Source organism: Megasphaera massiliensis, assembly GCF_036305205.1.
GTDB lineage: Bacteria > Bacillota > Negativicutes > Veillonellales > Megasphaeraceae > Megasphaera > Megasphaera massiliensis.
In genome coordinates, this window is sequence record NZ_JAXIXE010000014.1 from 38096 (window position 1) to 55576 (window position 17481).

At 49.7% G+C, this 17481-nt stretch carries 16 protein-coding genes and 2 tRNA genes; 1 reads left to right on the forward strand and 17 read right to left on the reverse strand.

Annotated features, from left to right (window positions below):
- Position 1: 1 nt before the first annotated feature.
- The 4 genes from UCI88_RS02205 to UCI88_RS02220 all read right to left on the reverse strand — a co-directional run bounded on the left by UCI88_RS02205 (position 2) and on the right by UCI88_RS02220 (position 2520).
- Entirely contained in the window at positions 2-937 is a 936-nt protein-coding gene (locus UCI88_RS02205) for an MBL fold metallo-hydrolase (RefSeq protein ID WP_256179866.1), read from the reverse strand.
- Between the two features lie 67 nt (positions 938-1004).
- Positions 1005-1081, reverse strand: a tRNA-Ile gene (locus UCI88_RS02210).
- A 48-nt stretch (positions 1082-1129) separates the two neighbouring features.
- A tRNA-Ile gene (locus UCI88_RS02215) sits at positions 1130-1206 on the reverse strand.
- Positions 1207-1332: 126 nt separating this feature from the next.
- Positions 1333-2520, reverse strand: a complete 1188-nt coding sequence (locus UCI88_RS02220; RefSeq protein ID WP_256179867.1) for a pyridoxal phosphate-dependent aminotransferase — start codon at positions 2518-2520, stop codon at positions 1333-1335.
- A 109-nt stretch (positions 2521-2629) separates the two neighbouring features.
- Here UCI88_RS02220 and UCI88_RS02225 point away from each other — a divergent pair, with 109 nt between their 5' ends.
- Positions 2630-3808 (forward strand): MFS transporter, encoded by a 1179-nt coding sequence (locus UCI88_RS02225; RefSeq protein WP_256179868.1) that lies wholly within the window; start codon positions 2630-2632, stop codon positions 3806-3808.
- Positions 3809-4069: 261 nt separating this feature from the next.
- Here the strand turns inward: UCI88_RS02225 and UCI88_RS02230 are convergent, their stop codons facing one another.
- From UCI88_RS02230 to UCI88_RS02290, 13 genes are all read right to left on the reverse strand, one after another.
- A complete protein-coding gene (locus UCI88_RS02230) occupies positions 4070-4750 on the reverse strand; it encodes an HAD family hydrolase (RefSeq protein ID WP_256179869.1) in 681 nt (226 codons plus the stop codon).
- A gap of 107 nt (positions 4751-4857) precedes the next feature.
- On the reverse strand, positions 4858-6489 hold the full coding sequence (gene ptsP, locus UCI88_RS02235) for a phosphoenolpyruvate--protein phosphotransferase (protein ID WP_044504370.1): 1632 nt from the start codon (positions 6487-6489) through the stop codon (positions 4858-4860).
- A gap of 124 nt (positions 6490-6613) precedes the next feature.
- The gene (locus UCI88_RS02240) at positions 6614-7576 is read right to left on the reverse strand and encodes an ATP-dependent 6-phosphofructokinase (RefSeq protein ID WP_256179885.1); all 963 of its coding nucleotides are present in this window, start codon (positions 7574-7576) and stop codon (positions 6614-6616) included.
- 17 nt (positions 7577-7593) lie between these two features.
- Positions 7594-8031, reverse strand: coding sequence for a ribose 5-phosphate isomerase B (gene rpiB / locus UCI88_RS02245; RefSeq protein WP_044504372.1), 438 nt, complete (start codon positions 8029-8031; stop codon positions 7594-7596).
- 36 nt (positions 8032-8067) lie between these two features.
- Positions 8068-8988, reverse strand: a complete 921-nt coding sequence (locus UCI88_RS02250) for a transketolase family protein (RefSeq protein WP_044504373.1) — start codon at positions 8986-8988, stop codon at positions 8068-8070.
- Positions 8988-9830 carry a transketolase gene (locus UCI88_RS02255; protein ID WP_256179870.1) on the reverse strand — a complete coding sequence of 281 codons (843 nt, stop codon included), beginning with the start codon at positions 9828-9830 and terminating at the stop codon, positions 8988-8990. Before UCI88_RS02255 ends, UCI88_RS02250 begins: the two co-directional genes overlap by 1 nt.
- Positions 9831-9906: 76 nt before the next feature.
- Positions 9907-10944, reverse strand: a complete 1038-nt coding sequence (locus tag UCI88_RS02260) for a zinc-binding dehydrogenase (RefSeq protein ID WP_044504374.1) — start codon at positions 10942-10944, stop codon at positions 9907-9909.
- 122 nt (positions 10945-11066) lie between these two features.
- Positions 11067-12341, reverse strand: a complete 1275-nt coding sequence (locus UCI88_RS02265) for a PTS galactitol transporter subunit IIC (RefSeq protein WP_256179871.1) — start codon at positions 12339-12341, stop codon at positions 11067-11069.
- 31 nt (positions 12342-12372) lie between these two features.
- The gene (locus UCI88_RS02270) at positions 12373-12663 is read right to left on the reverse strand and encodes a PTS sugar transporter subunit IIB (protein WP_044504376.1); all 291 of its coding nucleotides are present in this window, start codon (positions 12661-12663) and stop codon (positions 12373-12375) included.
- 23 nt (positions 12664-12686) lie between these two features.
- Positions 12687-13160 carry a PTS sugar transporter subunit IIA gene (locus UCI88_RS02275; protein WP_065360198.1) on the reverse strand — a complete coding sequence of 158 codons (474 nt, stop codon included), beginning with the start codon at positions 13158-13160 and terminating at the stop codon, positions 12687-12689.
- A gap of 265 nt (positions 13161-13425) precedes the next feature.
- The gene (locus UCI88_RS02280; RefSeq protein ID WP_044504378.1) at positions 13426-13716 is read right to left on the reverse strand and encodes a PTS sugar transporter subunit IIB; all 291 of its coding nucleotides are present in this window, start codon (positions 13714-13716) and stop codon (positions 13426-13428) included.
- Positions 13717-13790: 74 nt separating this feature from the next.
- The gene (locus UCI88_RS02285; protein ID WP_256179873.1) at positions 13791-15716 is read right to left on the reverse strand and encodes a BglG family transcription antiterminator; all 1926 of its coding nucleotides are present in this window, start codon (positions 15714-15716) and stop codon (positions 13791-13793) included.
- Between the two features lie 801 nt (positions 15717-16517).
- Positions 16518-17393 carry a DMT family transporter gene (locus tag UCI88_RS02290; protein WP_256179874.1) on the reverse strand — a complete coding sequence of 292 codons (876 nt, stop codon included), beginning with the start codon at positions 17391-17393 and terminating at the stop codon, positions 16518-16520.
- Positions 17394-17481: the final 88 nt, after the last annotated feature.

Sequence of the window (17481 nt, forward strand, 5' to 3'; positions counted from 1 at the left end):
CTTAGTCACTACTCCTTTCCTGAAAGCGGACGCTGCCGTCTTGGCAGGCCAGCCGCAATAAAATATCTTGACCCATGACGCGGCCGGACTGAGCGAGCACCGTGCGCATCGTATGGAGAGCCAGAGACGGGGTGTTGTTCTTCTCACTGCGGTGAGCCAGAAGGACCCGCATGAGGCCTTTCGTCGGAAGGGATGCCAAAAAGGCTGCCGCCGTCTTGTTGGACAGGTGGCCCCAGCGTCCGAGTATCCGCTGCTGAAGGGCATAGGGATAAGGACCGTTTCGGACCATCTCTTCATCGTGATTGGATTCTAACACCAGGATGTCGGCATAAGCCGCAGCCGCTGCCACATCGGGGCTGACATACCCCAAATCCGTCGCCAAGGTGATTTTGGCATCGCCGTGGCGAAGGCTGTAGCCGACGGGACGGGCCGCATCATGGGAGATGGCAAAAGGCGTCACCTCTATATCTTTCAAGGCCACGCGCCGCGTCAGGCGGACAAAGCGATGGTCAAAGCCATCGGTCTTCCGTCCCATAGCCTGCCACGTTTCGGCCGTCGTGTAGACTGGCATATCAGTCCGCTTTAACAGCGTCGCCAATCCTCCCACGTGGTCTGAGTGTTCATGCGTAATAAAAACAGCATCGAGGTCACCGAGAGCGCAGCCGTAACGCTTGAGACCTTTCTCAATACGGCGGCAGCTGATACCGGCATCGATGAGGATATTCGTCTTTCCGCAGCGAATATAAGCCGCATTGCCCTTGCTGCCGCTGGCCAGCATACTGACCAGGCAGTCGCCGGACCTCGCTTCGCCGCCGAGATTGGGGATGGCATCCATCGACGGTTCCGGCGCCGTTACGTTTGTTTCACAGCCGGCTTCCCGCCTTGCCTCCTGAATGGACAAGGCCATTTCCTGGAGCTGCCGTTCACATTCAGTCATTAAGTCCCTCCTTCCCATGATTCAAAAAAAACCATCGTTCCGGAATAATTCCAAACGATGGTCTGTGTGGTGGGCCTAGGTGGACTCGAACCACCGACCTCACGCTTATCAGGCGTGCGCTCTAACCAGCTGAGCTATAGGCCCATGTATGGGATGACGTTTCCTTATCCCCGATTGTCAGTCATAAAGAAATGGTGGGCCTAGGTGGACTCGAACCACCGACCTCACGCTTATCAGGCGTGCGCTCTAACCAGCTGAGCTATAGGCCCATTTCCTAACGACTTGTTTAGTATACCACAGATACAGAACGTGTCAAGAAAATTATTCCAAATCCTTTACATTTTATTTATCCTATGTAGTCAAACGGCCCTCTCCCTTTAGATAACCGACCGTCTTCAGCGATACTGGGCCATGAGCTTTTCAAAGGCCGCAAAGGAACGCCGAATCATATCGGGATCGACGCAGTAAGAAATGCGGACGTAGCCCGGGCAGCCGAAGCTGTCTGCCGGCACGATGAGAAGGTTCAGTTTCTTGGCCTTATCGGAAAAGGCCTTGGCATCCGGTTCCGGCGATTTGACGAAGAGATAAAAGGCACCGCTGGGATAGACGCAGTCATAACCCATTTCTTTTAAACCATTATACAATAACTTCCGGTTTTGGTCATAGACGTCGACGTCGCTCGTTTGGCCCATACATTTCAAGATGACGTCCTGGAACAGATGGGGTGCGCAGACAAAGCCCATGAAGCGGCCGGCACCGCAGACCGCCGTATAGACCTCTTTAGCGCCGGTGACGCAGTCGGGAACGAGGATGTAGCCGATACGTTCGCCGGGAAGGCTGAGGGACTTACTGTAGGAATAGCAGATGATCGTGTCGCGGTAAAACTTCGGTACGTACAAAATGGGAAGGCCGTCATAAATGATTTCCCGGTACGGTTCATCGGAAATGAGATAAATGGGATGGCCGATTTCCTTCGATTTCCGTTCGAGGAGAGCCGCCAACTTTTCATACGTTTCGGCCGAATAGACGACGCCGGACGGGTTGTTGGGCGAATTGATGATGACCGCCCGCGTGTGCGGCGTAATCGCCTTTTCCATGGCATCGAGAGAGATTTGAAAATGCTCCGTATCAGGCGGCAAAATGACCGATTTAGCCCCGGCATTCTGCACGAAAACCGTGTATTCCGGGAAAAAGGGAGCCACCAAGATGACTTCATCAGAAGGGTCTTCGACGATGGCTTTGAGACTGATGACTAAAGAAGCCGCAGCCCCGCAGGTCATATAGAAATTGTCGGCCCGTACATCGGCGCCATATGTCTTATTCATAAAATCAGCCAAGCCCTGACGGACGGGACCGTCGCCGGCTGCCGCCGTATACCCGTGAATAGCTGCCGATTCGCGTTCGCGCAAAATATCTTCAATCGCTTCACGGACACAGGACGGAGCCGGAACGGTGGGATTTCCGATACTGAAGTCAAAGACATTGTCCTTGCCGACGACGGCTGCCTGTTCCTGGCCATAGGCAAAGAGGTCGCGGATGACCGAAGCCTGAGAACCGAGGGCGTACATTTCTTTTGATGCCATACTCACACAACTCCTTTAGCAATAAATATATTCTATTATATATCGCCAAAAAAAAGAAAACAATCTTGTGTTATAATAATAACGATAAAAAAACGAAAGGAAGACCTTCATGAAAAAACAAAGCCCCTATGTCTATCTCTTTACGATGGGCCATTTTTCCGTCGACTGGGCACAAGGCGCCATTCCGGCCCTCCTGCCCTACTTCATCACGACCTGTAACCTCAGCTACCAAGACGGCGCGACCCTCATCTTTGCCAATATGCTCTTATCCTCGGTGTCGCAGCCGATCTTTGGATATTATTCCGATAAGATTTCAAAACCCTGGTTCGTCCCCTTAGGTCCCATCCTCTGCGGGATTTGCCTGACCCTTCTCGGTTTTACGCAGAACTACTGGCTCATCTTCCTCTTCTCCATGTTCAGCGGCTTCGGCTCCTCCATCTATCATCCCGAAGCAGCCCGCATGGTCAATAGCATCGCCGGCGACCAAAAAGGCAAGGCCTTGGGATCCTTTTCCGTCGGCGGCAATGCCGGCTTTGCCGTAGGACCGATCGTCGCCGGTGCCTGTGCCTATGCCTTTGATATCCGCGGTCTTGTCATCTTCGGCATCGTCAACACCATCCTGGCCCTCATCATCTACAACCGTATGCCCCACATCCTGTCCCTCGTACAGGAATCCAAAAAAGCAGAACAAAAAGCCCATCCCGGCGAAGTCAAGGAAAACGAATGGGGTGCCTTCAGCCGTCTGTCGGTCATCATCTTCGTCCGTTCCATCGGCTTTACACTCTGCAACGCCTTCATTCCCCTCTTTTGGATCAACGTCCTCCACGCTGCCCCGACGACAGGGAGTCTCGCCTTATCAATCCTCTTCTCCATGGGCGTCGTCATCACCTTCCTCGGCGGCATCCTGGCCGATCGCTTCGGCTTCATCCGCATTCTGCGCGGGGCCATGCTGCTCATGATTCCGTCCATGTTCTTCCTGGTCAACAGCACCAATATCGTCACGGCGACATTACTGCTCCTGCCCGTCGCCTTCTCCCTCTTTGCCGCCTACAGCCCTATCGTCGTCTTAGGACAGACCTACCTTGGGAAAAACGTCGGCTTTGCTTCCGGCGTCACCCTGGGCCTTACGACGACCATCGGCGGACTGGTCTCACCCCTTGTCGGCTGGGGTGCCGACCAGTGGGGCCTGACGACAGCCCTGCAAATCCTCTGGATTGCCGCCGTCATAGGCTCCATCTTCGCCTTCCTCATCCCCGTACCGAAGGCTTGGAAAAATCTGCACAGTTAAGAAAACCATTGAATCTGTCCCTTTAAGCAACAGATTATCCCCCTGACATTGGACAAAAAATCCAAAGTTTAGGGGGATTTTTATAGTAGATGCCCTTTTAAGGCTAAGCTTCATGCAGCTCAACCGATACGTAAGCACCCGAGGAAACACACGGCAGATTCAGTCCGGCAACCTACGTACTTAGCCATGCCTCTGCATAGAAAAACCACCGCAGCCTGTTTGCTGCAGTGGTTATATCTAACTTTTTTGGGCACATCATTTTTAGCCGTTCATATGCGTCTTACCATAGTTTTGTTCTAGCCGAGCCGGTACTTCATCCAAACGTTGGCAGCATTGCCAAGCCAACTGCTGCACCTCTTCGGGAATCGTCACAAGGTCCGGGATCCATACGGACGGGATTCCTGCGGCATGAGCTGCCAGGATGCCGCTTTCTGAATCTTCCAGAACCAGGGCATCTTCCGGTGCAATGCCGGCCTTGTCACAAGCCATGAGAAAGATATCGGGTTCCGGTTTTCCATGGGCTGCTTCTTCTCCGCTTTGGACGACGGTGAAGAAGGAATCAATAGCCGTCTTTTTCAGCAGATACTCAATGAGTTTCAGCGGTGACGACGAGGCAACAGCACAGAGGATGCCCTGTTCTTTCGCGTATTCCAAGATATGGAGTAATCCCGGTTTCATAGGAATATCATGGGTGTGGTAGTACTCCAGCTGCAGTTCTATCTTCTCCTTGCACACCCGGTCATAGGGATAGGTCGGCCCAAAGGCATTTTCACAGGTAGAGCGGACGCGCAGGTTGTCACGGCCCAACATGAGATCAAATACATCACGTCCCATTTGGAATCCGTAACGGGCCGATACGTCCCGCCAACACTGATAGGAAATAATTTCCGTATCGAACATAGTTCCATCCAGGTCAAACACAAATAGCTTTCGTCTATCCATATATCCTCCTCAGCCACGATACCCTGGGGCATCGAAATTACGAAGAGCCTGTATACAATGAGTAATCTCACGTTGTACAGACTCTTTCTTACTGTACAATGGACAATTTATTTTGTCAAATCAAGGGAACGTATTTTTTCACGCAGGCCCAGCACAGCCGATGGACTTACAGAAAGCTCATCGACCCCCATGCGAAGAAACAGTTCGGTCAAGGTAAGATCTGCCCCTAATTCACCGCAGATACCAACCCAGATGCCAGCCTTATGGCCGTTTTGAATGGTCTGTTCAATGAGACGCAGTACCGCCGGATGATGGGCATCAAAGAAGGAATCGAGTGTCGTCTGCTGACGGTCGATAGCCAGTGTGTACTGAGTCAGGTCATTGGAGCCGATGCTGAAGAAATCGACTTCCTTTGCCAGCTCGTCACTCATGACCGCTGCCGCCGGCGTTTCAATCATGATGCCCACTTCCATATGGCGATCATAGGGTAGTCCCTGTTCATCCAGTTCTGCCCGAACGTCTTGTAAAAGGGCCTTACAGCGCTTCACTTCATCTACCGAGATAATCATCGGGAACATGATGGCAATTTTTCCGAAGGCGGACGCCCGGCAGAGGGCTCGGAGCTGAGTTTTAAAGAGATTAGGCCGTGTCAGGCAGATGCGGATGGCCCGCATGCCCATGGCCGGGTTTTCTTCCGGCGCCAAGTTAAAATAATCCACCTTTTTATCAGCGCCAATATCGAGCGTCCGGATGACAACCGTTTTGCCCTCCAAGGTCCGGGCTGTCTTTTTGTAGGCTTCGAATTGTTCTTCTTCCGTCGGATAATCCTTGCGGCCGAGATAGAGAAATTCGCTACGGAACAGCCCGATGCCTTCCGCATCATTTTGGAGCACTTGCGGCAGGTTTTCCGTATTGCCGATATTGGCAAAGACATTGATTTTTTTGCCATCAAGGGTCACCGATTCAAGTCCCCGTACTTGTTCTAATTTAGCATGCCGTTCGTCTTCTTCAGCCTTCTTCGCCTTCATCTTTTCCAGGGTGTCGTCATCGGGATCGATATAAACCATGCCCGTAGTCCCGTCGATGATTGCCAACATGCCGTCTACGTCCTGATGAAGCTGTGTTCCCGTGCCTACGACAGAAGCAATACCCAGTGTACGGGCCAGGATAGCCGTATGCGAGCTCGTGCTTCCGCCGGAGGTGACGAAGCCAATAAGCTTATCCGTATCGAGCTGGAGCGTTTCGCTCGGTACGAGGTCATCGGCTGCAATAATGACTTCACCATACTTACTGAAATCGACGCCCTGACCGCCGCACAATTCCATCTGTACGCGACGGGAAATATCGAGGACATCGGCCGCACGGCCCTGCATGTAGGCATCCTCCATAGAGCGGAACATTTCGGCAAACAACCGGGCCGTCTGTTCTACCGCAGCTTCGGCATTCATATTTTTATCCTGAATCAGTCCTTCAATGGATTCGATATAGTCGTCATCTTCCAGCATCATTTGATGGACTTCAAAGACGGCAGCCTGCTCTTCGCCTACCTTTTGAACGGCCTTGTCATAGAGCATGCGCAGTTGTTCCACAGCCTTTTCTCTAGCTCCATGAAAGCGTTTGACTTCGTCTTCAACACTTTCTATTTCATGGACAGCTGTAGATATCGTGTTTCGATGAAAAAGTGCCAGCGGTCCAATGGTGATGCCGCGAAAGACGCTTTTCCCCATTAACGTAATCATACGAAATTACCTCCTCCAAGGGGTACATAAAAAGAAGAGGAGACCTATACAACAAGGCTCCTCTTGTTCGTTACTTTGAGAGGTTTGCCTTAAAAGAAGGGCCCCTTCTTAGTAAACCTTCCTATTACATTCCCAGTGCATGGACCAATTCATATTCGTTTTCATCGATACCGAACTGAAATTGGCCAGCTTCCTCATAAGGCGTGGCAACGATGTTGTCGTGGATAAGACCGACGACGGCCCCCGTACCGCCAGACAGCAGATATTCTACAGCCTTCTGTCCAAAAAGGCTGGCCATCTTCGCATCGCGGGCACTCGGTGCGCCTCCGCGCTGGAGATAGCCCAAAACGGTCAGGCTGGGATTCATTTCCGGATGATGCGCCTTCATATACTGAAGGACCTCGGCTCCGCTCACAGCGCCTTCCGCCGTAATGATGATGCTGTTCTTTTTCCACTGCTTATGAGATGCTTCCAGATGGTGGGACACTTCTTCCATGGACATCTTCTTTTCCGGTATCAAGACGATTTCAGCCCCACAGGACAGTCCCGATTCCAAGGCGATGAAGCCTGCATGGCGCCCCATGACTTCGATGATGGCCACGCGGTCATGAGAAACAGCCGTATCCCGGATTCGGTTCACTGCCTCTAATACGGTGTTGACAGCCGTATCATAGCCCAAGGTATATTGCGTTCCTGCCATATCGTTATCGATAGTGCCGGGAATCGTAACCGTCGGCAGCCCCATTTCACTCAGCTTTTCAGCACCTTTCATGGAGCCGTTGCCGCCAATGACGACAAGGGCATCGATGTGATTCTGCACGAGCCAGTTATAGCCTTTCAGCCGCCCTTCTCGGGTCATGAATTCTTCAGAACGAGACGTCCGTAAATGCGTACCGCCGCGATGGATGATACCGCCTACAGAGCGACGATTCAAAGCCAAGCTTTCGCCGTGGATCAAGCCTTCATAGCCACGCTGTATGCCTTCCACCGTCAGGCCCTTATAGATGGCATACCGAGTCACGCTGCGGATGGCAGCATTCATGCTGGGAGAATCGCCGCCGCTTGTCAATACTCCAATTTTATTAATCACTGTCGTCAGATCCTTTACGTATCCATTTCCTTAACCATATTGAGCCGTTCTGCATGACGGCCGCCGTCGAAGCCGGTCGTGAGGAAAAGACGGACGATTTCGATGGCCAATCCCGGACCGATGACACGGCCGCCCATGGTGAGAATGTTGGCATCGTTGTGGCGCCGGCAGTATTCTGCAGAAAACATGTCGTGGCAAAGAGCCGCCCGGATTCCATGAACCTTGTTGGCTGCAATACCGATGCCGATGCCCGTTCCGCAAAGGAGGATACCTCTGTCGTATTCACCGGCGGCTACGGCTTCGGCTACTTTTTTTGCAATAACAGGATAGTCGCACCGTTCCGACGTGTGGGTACCCGCATCGGTATAGGCAATACCTTCTTTATCTAAATACTCTATAATTGATTTTTTTAATTCAAAACCGCCATGGTCGCTGCCAATGATGAGTTTCACCGCTATCTGCCTCCTAATCACATACGTAGTATGAACTTATTTCGTTTCAGCCGCTTTTACGATGGCCGCTGCTGTAAGGCCATATTTTTCTAATAATTCTGCCGGTTTACCGGACTGGCCAAAGCAATCGTCAACGCCGATAAAGTCCTGCTTGACCGGGCAATGGCGTACTAATACTTCACTGACAGCCGATCCCAGTCCACCGATGACGCTGTGTTCTTCGCAGGTAACGATATGGCCTGTCATCTTAGCCGTTTCTATGACGAGTTCTTCATCCAAGGGTTTCAGCGTATGGATGTTGATGACCCGGGCATGGATTCCCTTGGCTTCCAAGGCATCTGCAGCTTCCAACGCTTTAGCAGCCATGATGCCCGTCGCGATGATGCCGACGTCACTGCCTTCACGTAAAATTTCGCCTTTCCCCCACTGGAATTGATAGGAATCATCGTGGATATCAGGCACTTCGGCACGGCCGAGACGAATGTATACAGGGCCTTCATAGTCGACAGCGGCTTTCAAGGCTTCCTGCGCTTCTTTCGCATCGGCCGGATTGATGACAGTCATATTGGGCAGGCTGCGCATGAGTGAAAGGTCTTCAATCGCCTGATGGCTGCCACCGTCTTCACCGACGGTAAGGCCGGCATGGGTTGCAGCAATCTTAACATTTAACTTAGGATAGCAAATAGAATTGCGGATCTGTTCAAAGGCACGGCCCGTTGCAAAGATAGCAAAAGTGCTGGCAATGGGAATCTTGCCGGCTGTCGCTAGTCCTGCTGCCGTCCCCATCATATCCGCTTCAGAAATGCCCATATTGAAATAGCGTTCTGGAGCTGCCTTCTTAAACGAAGCTGATTTCGTCGCATTCCCTAAGTCCGCGTCCAATACGACGACGCGGGGATTTTTATATAATTCAGTTTCCAGCAGCTTCCCATAGGCTGCCCGAGTTGCCATAGCCATTACGCTTCGCCTCCTTCTCCCAGTTCTTTCAGAGCCTGGGCGCACTGTTCCGGTGATGGAGCCTTGCCGTGCCATCCCACTTGATTTTCCATGAACGAAACGCCTTTGCCCTTGACGCTGTGGCTGATGACAGCCGTCGGTTTATCCTTGACGCTCTTGCCGGCAGCAATAGCTCCGCGGATTGCCTCGTAATCATGACCGTTAATTTCGATGACATTCCAGCCAAAGGCCTTAAATTTGTCACTGACAGGATTGACGGTCATGACTTCGTCGTTGGTACCATCGATCTGAAGTCCGTTGCAGTCGACGAAAAGCATGACATTGTCGAGATGATAATGGGCTGCGCTCATGGCAGCTTCCCAAATCTGACCTTCCTGGATTTCACCGTCGCCGGCAATGACATAGACCTGCCATGGGGCCTTATCCAGTTTTGCTGCCAGTGCCATTCCGTTAGCTGCTGAAAGGCCTTGCCCCAGCGATCCTGTTGACATGTCGACGCCAGGAACCTTTTTCATATCCGGGTGGCCCTGCAGCATGGCGCCGGTCTTACGAAGCTTCCAGAGCTCTTCTTCGGCAAAATAGCCGCGTGCCTGGAGCGCTGCATACAACGCCGGTGCTGCATGGCCCTTGGAGAGGACGAAGCGGTCGCGGTCCGCCATTTTCGGCTGTGCCGGATCGATATGCATCGTTTCAAAATAGAGGACGTTCAAAATATCGATGATGGAAAGGGATCCGCCGGGATGACCGGATCCGGCCTCGGTCAGCATGCGCACGATGTTGCGGCGCAACTGACGAGCGCGTTTTTCCGTTTCCATTTTCACGGTACTGCAATCTATGTTCATACGAAAACCTCCTGAATGGGATATTACGTCATAACACGCCGGCCCAGACCGGCGTGTCTACGACTACTTTTTTCTATTAGCCAATCGGATGCATGACGATTTTTGTGGCTTCGCCGCTCTTCAGCATTTGATAGGCTTTATCCCATTCGTCGATACCTACTTCATGGGTAATCATCTTATCAGCGTTGATTTTGCCTTCGCTCATGAGCTGCAGCGTCGGTTCCCAATCGTGCGTATTCTGGCTGCGGCTTCCGTATACGACCAATTCTTTTTGAATGATCTTGGAGAAGTCTACGGGTACTTCGTCTTTGGCAAATAAGCCAATCTGTACGTACTGCCCTTTCTTACGGAGCAAATCCATGCCGGACTGCATGGAGGGAACGGCACCGGTGCAGTCATAGCAGACATCAGCGCCATAACCGTTGGTCAGTTCATTGACAAGAGCTTTGACGTCATCTTTCTGTACATCGACGATGTATTCTACGCCAAATTTTTCCTTGGCAATCTTCAAACGGCCCATATCTGAAGTAAGGCCGGTCATGATGACACGGCCGCCGCGGGCCATGACGACTTGTGCCGTCAAGAGACCGATCGGCCCGGGACCCAGGACGAGGACGATATCTCCCGGTTTTATATCGGCTTTATGTACGCCATGGTAAGCGCAGCAGGCAGCTTCCGTAATCGAGGCCTGACGAGTGGTTACATTTTCCGGCAGGATGTGGCAGCTCTGGGCACGGGCCAGGATATACTGTGCCATGGCACCGTCCTGCTGTGTCCCAAGGCCTTTGCGGTGAGAACAAAGGTTGTATTCGCCAGCCTGGCAATATTCGCAGGTACCGCAGACTTCAAAGGTCGTTTCACTGGTAACCCGGTCGCCTACCTTGACGTTGGTCACGCCGGGGCCTACTTCTGCAACGACGCCGGCAAATTCGTGACCGATAGTGAGGCCTTTGGCGTTGACGTTGTAGTGACCTTCATACGTGTGAATATCACTGCCGCAAATGCCGATATATTCTACCTTAATTTTTACCTGGCCTTCGCCGGGATTCGGTTCCGGTTTATCGATAACAGCCCAATTACCTGCGCCTTCTTGCATCTTAACGAGTGCTTTCATGATAACTACCTCCTATAAAAATACACTTTTATGAATTTAAATTCTAATTTTAGTGGAAAATATCTTAAAAATAGTCAAAAAAATAGATGCAGGGCGGTTTTACGCCCTGCACGGGCATATAATTATGCAAACAATGCAAAGATCTGGAAGATGATGAAGTTGACGAAGTTACCTGCCTGGTCAATGGAAGAAATGAGAGCGGCGCCGTCAGGCATCTTAAACTGTGCCATGAGGCCCATGGACGTCTGGAATTCAGCCATAAACGAAGCAATGAGTAAGGATATGCTGATAACAACGACGCCGGCGATGACGGAGTGAATGATGTTGCCGCGGGCTGCAGCTACGATCATCGCAACGAAGAAGGGAATGGTCGCCAAGTCGCCAAAGGGCAGTACGATGTTTCCGGGAAGGATGACCGCCATTAACAAGGTAAGCGGGACGAGAATCAGGGCCGTTGCGATAACAGCAGGATGGCCGGTCGTAACCGCTGCGTCGAGACCGATGTAAATCTTAGCATTTTCCGAGTCTTCGCCAAAGCGTTTCTGTAAAAATTCACGAGCCCCTTCCGAGATGGGAATCAAGCCTTCCATAAGAAGCTTAACCATACGCGGCATGAGAACCATGACGCCGGCCATAGCCATGCCGACCTGGATGATTTTACCGGGATTATAGCCGGCAAGCGCACCGATGATGATACCTAAGAACAAGCCCATGAAAATCGGTTCGCCGAAGATACCGAAGCGTTTCTGAATAGAAGCCGGGTCCGCTTTGAGGTCTTTGATGAAAGGAATCTTCTGGATAAGCCAGATAAGCGGAACGCCGAGGGTGGCATAGGAAGCTGCCGAACCGGTCGGAACGGAAATCCCTTCGAGGCCGAAGTATGTTTCCATATACGGTGCCGTCCAGTCAGCAATTTTCAAGATGGCGATTTCGAAGAGAACAGCGGCAAGGATAGCCATGATGAAGCTGTTCGACAAGGCATAAACGCAAGCACCGCAGAAAGTGAAGTGCCCGTAGTTCCAAATATCGACGTCCATCGTCTTCGTCGTCTTGGTGACGAGCATGACGAAGTTTACTAACAAACCGATTGGGAGAATCGCAGCGGCGATCGGCGATGCCCAAGCAATACTTGCCGATCCCGGCCAACCGACATCGATAGCCGTCAGCTGGATGCCAAAGTTGGCAACCATAGCCTGTGCTGCCGGTCCCAAGTTATCAACTAACAAGGCGACAACTAAGTTGATTCCTACAAAACCAACGCCGATAGTCAGGCCGGAGCGGAAGGATTCTGCCGGTTTAACACGGAACAGTAAGCCGATGAAGAAAATGAATACTGGTAAAATAACGGTAGGCCCAAGAGCTAAGAATGCTTGTACCATGGGTGTTAATTGTTCCATTTTATGAAACCTCCTTTATAAGACACCTCTATTAACTTTTTAATTCTTCGATAATTTTTGCAATGGCTTTGTCTTTTCCAATTCCCGTAAGGAAGGGGCGGCCATCGATGACGGGGAATTTATACTGGTCCTTATCGACGACGGTCGTCGTGATCAAAAGATCAGCCCGATCGGCATAGCCGGGTACTTCCATCATTTTGCACTGAATCATATTGATGTCTAAGTTGTGTTCCTTAGCAATTTTCTGTACGGCGCTGTTGACCACCGTAGAGGTAGCAATACCGGTACCACAAGCAATTAAAACTGTTTTTTTCGTATTCATGATAAGTTCCTCCTTATACACTATTATTCTGCTGAGTTGTTAAAGACACGTTCTTTTATGAAGTTTACGATGCTCTGTTTATCATTTTGCGTTTTCAGATAGGTCAACGCATCTTCATCTTGGAAAACCCCCATGAGGTTCTGCAGGAGATCGATTTGTGCGTGCGGCTCTTTCATAGCTAACATGACAACGAGATCGACGGAAACCGTTTCTTCATCGTCACCCATGATGACAAAGTCGACGGGCTTCGTTAAACGCGCGAAACAGATAGCCGGTTCATTTACGTGTTCGGCATCCGTATGGGGAATCGCTACCCCTCCTGCGACAGTCGGCAGGCCGGTAGCAAAGACTTTTTCCCGGGCAATGACAGCGTCTTTATAGCTATCCTTGACATACCCCAGTTTTTGCAAATGACATGCTAACTGTTCTAATAAATCAAATTTGTCTTTGGCTTCTACATTGAGGAGAACGAGCTCCTGCTGTATTGTACTATCCATATGCATCCTCTTTTCTTTATGTGATAATTTTTATGGTTCTGTATTTGTGTCTTTCTCTTGAGCTGACTACAGTATACCAAGTGAGAACTTTCCCTCATAGTTATAGTTACTTCCACGCATGCGGAAATTTTTCATTCTTCATGGGCCGATTTATTTCCTAAATCGAATTGCGGAAAATTCTTACCAGTAATACCTTCCTGGAAAAATAAAAAAGAGAGACGGTTTTAACACCATCTCTCTTTTCAAAAAGTATTTCGCTATAAAATTATGCTTTGAGGACTTCTACAATTTCCGCAATTACCTTGTCTTTTCCGATTCCCGTAAGGAAAGGTCGACCACCGATGACAGGGAACTTATATTGATCCTTATCGACGACCGTCGTCGTAATCAAGAGGTCGGCCCGGTCTGCATAGCCCGGAACTTCCATCATCTTGCACTGGATAATATCCACGTTCAAATCGTTTTCATTGGCAATTTTCTGTACAACCGTGCTGACAACCGTAGAAGTGGCAATGCCGGTGCCACAGGCAATTAAAACAGTTTTTTTCGCATTCATAGTAACATCTCCTTACGTTTTCAAATATTATAATTTATATAGGACGCAGCCCTGTAGCAGGAACTTCGTGATCCTTATGGTATCACCTCGGCAAAGAGGCTCATAAATTGTTCAAAATCCCGAATTTTCCGCATTTGCTCGGCACCATTTCCGTCTTTGATGAAATTATATAACCGCAAGAATACCTTTTCCCACAGTGCCGATTTTTCTTGTTCAATAGTCAACAAAAAGACGATCTGCACCTGCATGTCCCCCCAAGGAATGGGCTTTTGCAAGGTCAGCACGGAAATATTGGATTTGACATGTTCCGTATCCATGGCATGAGGCAAAGCAGCCAAGTTACCGACGGCCGTCGAGCTAAGTTGTTCCCGTTCAAAGACGGATTGCTTGCTCTGTTCATCCATATAGCCGCCTTGAACGGCTTGATCCGTGAGAAATTCCAAGCATTCTTCCCGTGTTTTAAAATCTTTATTAAGAAAGAAGGAGTCACCATGGAAAAAGCCTTTCATCAAATCATCACTGCCGACTTCATCTTGGCGATGGAAAACGACGCGTTGGATTTTTTCGATGTCTTCTTTTTGCAGCATGTGATTGACGCTTAAGATTTTCGGCGATTCCATCGGTAATGGTACCGTAGAGAAGATAAAGTCGGCATCATCGATGATATCCTGGGTCACCTTGTATGCAGGCAGGACATCGACGACTTGTATGCTGTTGCGGAAATGTTCCCGAACCTTGGCCTTTAAGAGCATCGAAACCCCCAGTCCTGCAGAGCAGACGATATACACTCGTTTTACTTCATCGAGATCCATCATGCTGTTCCGGCTCATGGCAGCCCCAAAATGGAGCGCAATATAACCGATTTCATTTTCATTAAACTGGACACCTTCGATATCGTTCACAATCTTTGCGGCATAGACGGAAATCTGGAAAGGCACGGGATAGTCATGCTTTACCGTTTCTAGAAGTTCATTCCGTATGGCCATGTGGAACTGGACGCGGGCAATAGCAATGCGCAGATGCAGCATGAGCCCTTCTTTCAAGTACGAATCGTCGCTAAAATCGAGACCGAACTTTTCATCGACCCTGTCCAGTATGGTTTCTACCAATTGCCGGATGTGATCATCATTCAATCCCGATTCACCATCGTGGAACTTTTTCCCCGTCAAGAGGCACTGAGTCAGATAAAACACCTCGCTAAAGGGCAAATCGATGGACAGCTTTTCGTTAATACTGTTGGCGATTTTCTTTGCCGTATCGTGTTCAAAGGAAACTTCCAGTTTTTGAGCCAGACTAGACGTAATAGCCAAGGTATGGCCCCGTTGTGACCGCAATACAGATAAGGCAACCTGTACGATAAGGTTATGCTGTGCCGTATCGGTAAAAGGCAGATTGCGAACTTCAGAAATATTGAGCAAAATATCTTGATACTGTACATCAGACGTCTGTGAAAAAATCCGTTCTTTAACGAGGGGATTCTCTACTTCTTGAAGATAATCGACGATAAAGCTGCGGATATTTCCCTCTTCACCGGCGATTCGCAAGCCTTCTGTTTTGTACTGTTCCAGTGTCAGGTTCCATTCCTCTAGTTTCAGCCGCGTTTCGGCAAGGTATTTTTTTATCGTTGAAATACCAACATGCATCTCTTCAGAAAGATGCATCTGCGTAACCGAATCATCATCGAGACACGCTACGATAAACCGACCGATAATATAATTCTGTTGTGATACAGACTGTAACATTCCTACCTGAGTTTTAGATTCATCGGAAAGTTGAAGAAGCACTTCTCTCGGTTCCTTCACTTCCAATCGATAGCCTTTATTGGGGGCAGCAATGATTTCGCTTTTAAAGGACTGCAACCGTTCCTGTAACTTTTTCATATCCGATCGGACAGTACGGGAAGAAACGCCGATCTGCGTGGCAATGTCTTCCCCAGTCATGCCTTCCGGACGGGTAATGAGAAGCTCTATAATTTTTTTCTTTCGTGACTTTTTGTCCATACAACTATTTCCCCCTTTTGTATGGAAGTTTCGTATCGGTATATACCGAAACAGCATATATACGGCAATATCGTATATACCGCAACGCTGTGTATACCGTAATATTATGATATATATACATAATATTGTTCACTTTATTATAACAGTTTCCGTATTTACATCATAGACGGATTTATTTCCGCAATTTACGGAAACGGCGGTCATCGAAACGCATAGGATTTTCACTTTCAATAAATCATGAAAACCTTTGCCGCATCTGCTTTAGGATGCTGAAAAAAATACAAAGCCACTGTATCGTGAACGGTTAATCGTCAAGTATACACTTGAAAAAATATAATACACATTATTTTTGATGCCGGTTTCCGATGATATCTTTTATACGGCCAACCAATCGCCGGCCTGCCCTTTCAGAGACGTGAATACTCCCGTAGCCGTATTCCACAGATTCTTCTATGGTGTCAATCAAGAAGGCTCGGTCTGTAACACGACGAGCATCGTAACCTTCGCCCTTCAAGATTTTCCAAAGACCTCCTGGACCCTTGTCGCTACGGTCACACCAGCCATGATTCGTCTCCCTCCGACGGTCTTCCGTAGGTATATAGAAAGCCTTTCCTTATTTCACATAAAACAAGCTCTCCTTTAGGTCTGCATGAGATATCATCCCATCTCATGCAGACTTAAAGGAGAGCCTGTCAAAATCTATTTTTCTCCCGATTTAAGATCTATACGGTTATGCTTCCAATCGGTTTGCCAGCCCATCGGTCTCAAGAAAGGTAATCACGTTGTCTCCAGGTACAGCGATTATTGGCGGCTTTTCCCGATTAGCCACTGGGAAGCTATGATTAGGGCGATGCCGAGGAGGTTCGTCAGGTTCAAGATGTCGCCGGTGAGATTCATGCCCAGGATAACGGCAGCGGCTGTTTCTAAGGAGGCCAGGACGGGGACGCGGCTCAGATTTTCGATTTGCTGGAGGCCCAGGTAATATAGGATATAGCCCAAGACGGTCGGGATGAGTGCGTAGAAAAAGCCCATTCCTAAAACGGACGGCGTCATGACCATGGGCCCTCCTTGCCACAGAATCCAACCGAGAAGGCAGAGGGCAGCCCAAAAGAAGCTCCACAGGCTCATGACGAAGGCGTCGGTACCGTAACCAGCTACCTTGCCGATGATAGCTGTCAGGCCATAACAGAGACCGGCCATGATGCCCCAGCCAAGGCCCCACAGGGAAAGGGCCGTCAAGTCGAAGGTGCCGCCGGTAACGGCCAGGACGCAGCCGACGATGTTGATTACCAGCGCCAGCCCCTTCAAAGGTGTAATCTTTTCCTGAAAGAAGAGGGCTGAAAAGACGGCCGTAAAAACGGTGGCCACATTGAGCAGGACGGCGCTGAGGGACACGCCGATGGAGGTGACGGCCAGGCTGTAAAAGATATTATAGATGCCGTGACAGATGAGGCCTAACAGGGCGCAGTAAGCCATGATTTCAGGCTTCACCTTCATCGAGGCCGGACCGTTTCGCCAGCAGACGAAGGCTACTAAGACGAGCCATGAAAACAACACCCGTAAGAAGCTGATCCATTCGACGGATGCCCCGGCCCTTTCCATATACCAAATGAAGATGCCGATGGTCCCCCACAGGATACCGGCCAGCATGACTTGTCCGTTTCCGTTGACCTTCATGACGATACCTCCTTTTCTGTACATTATTATAGTCATCGATTATACTTAAGTAAATCTATAATTCTTTTATATTTCATACAGTATTACT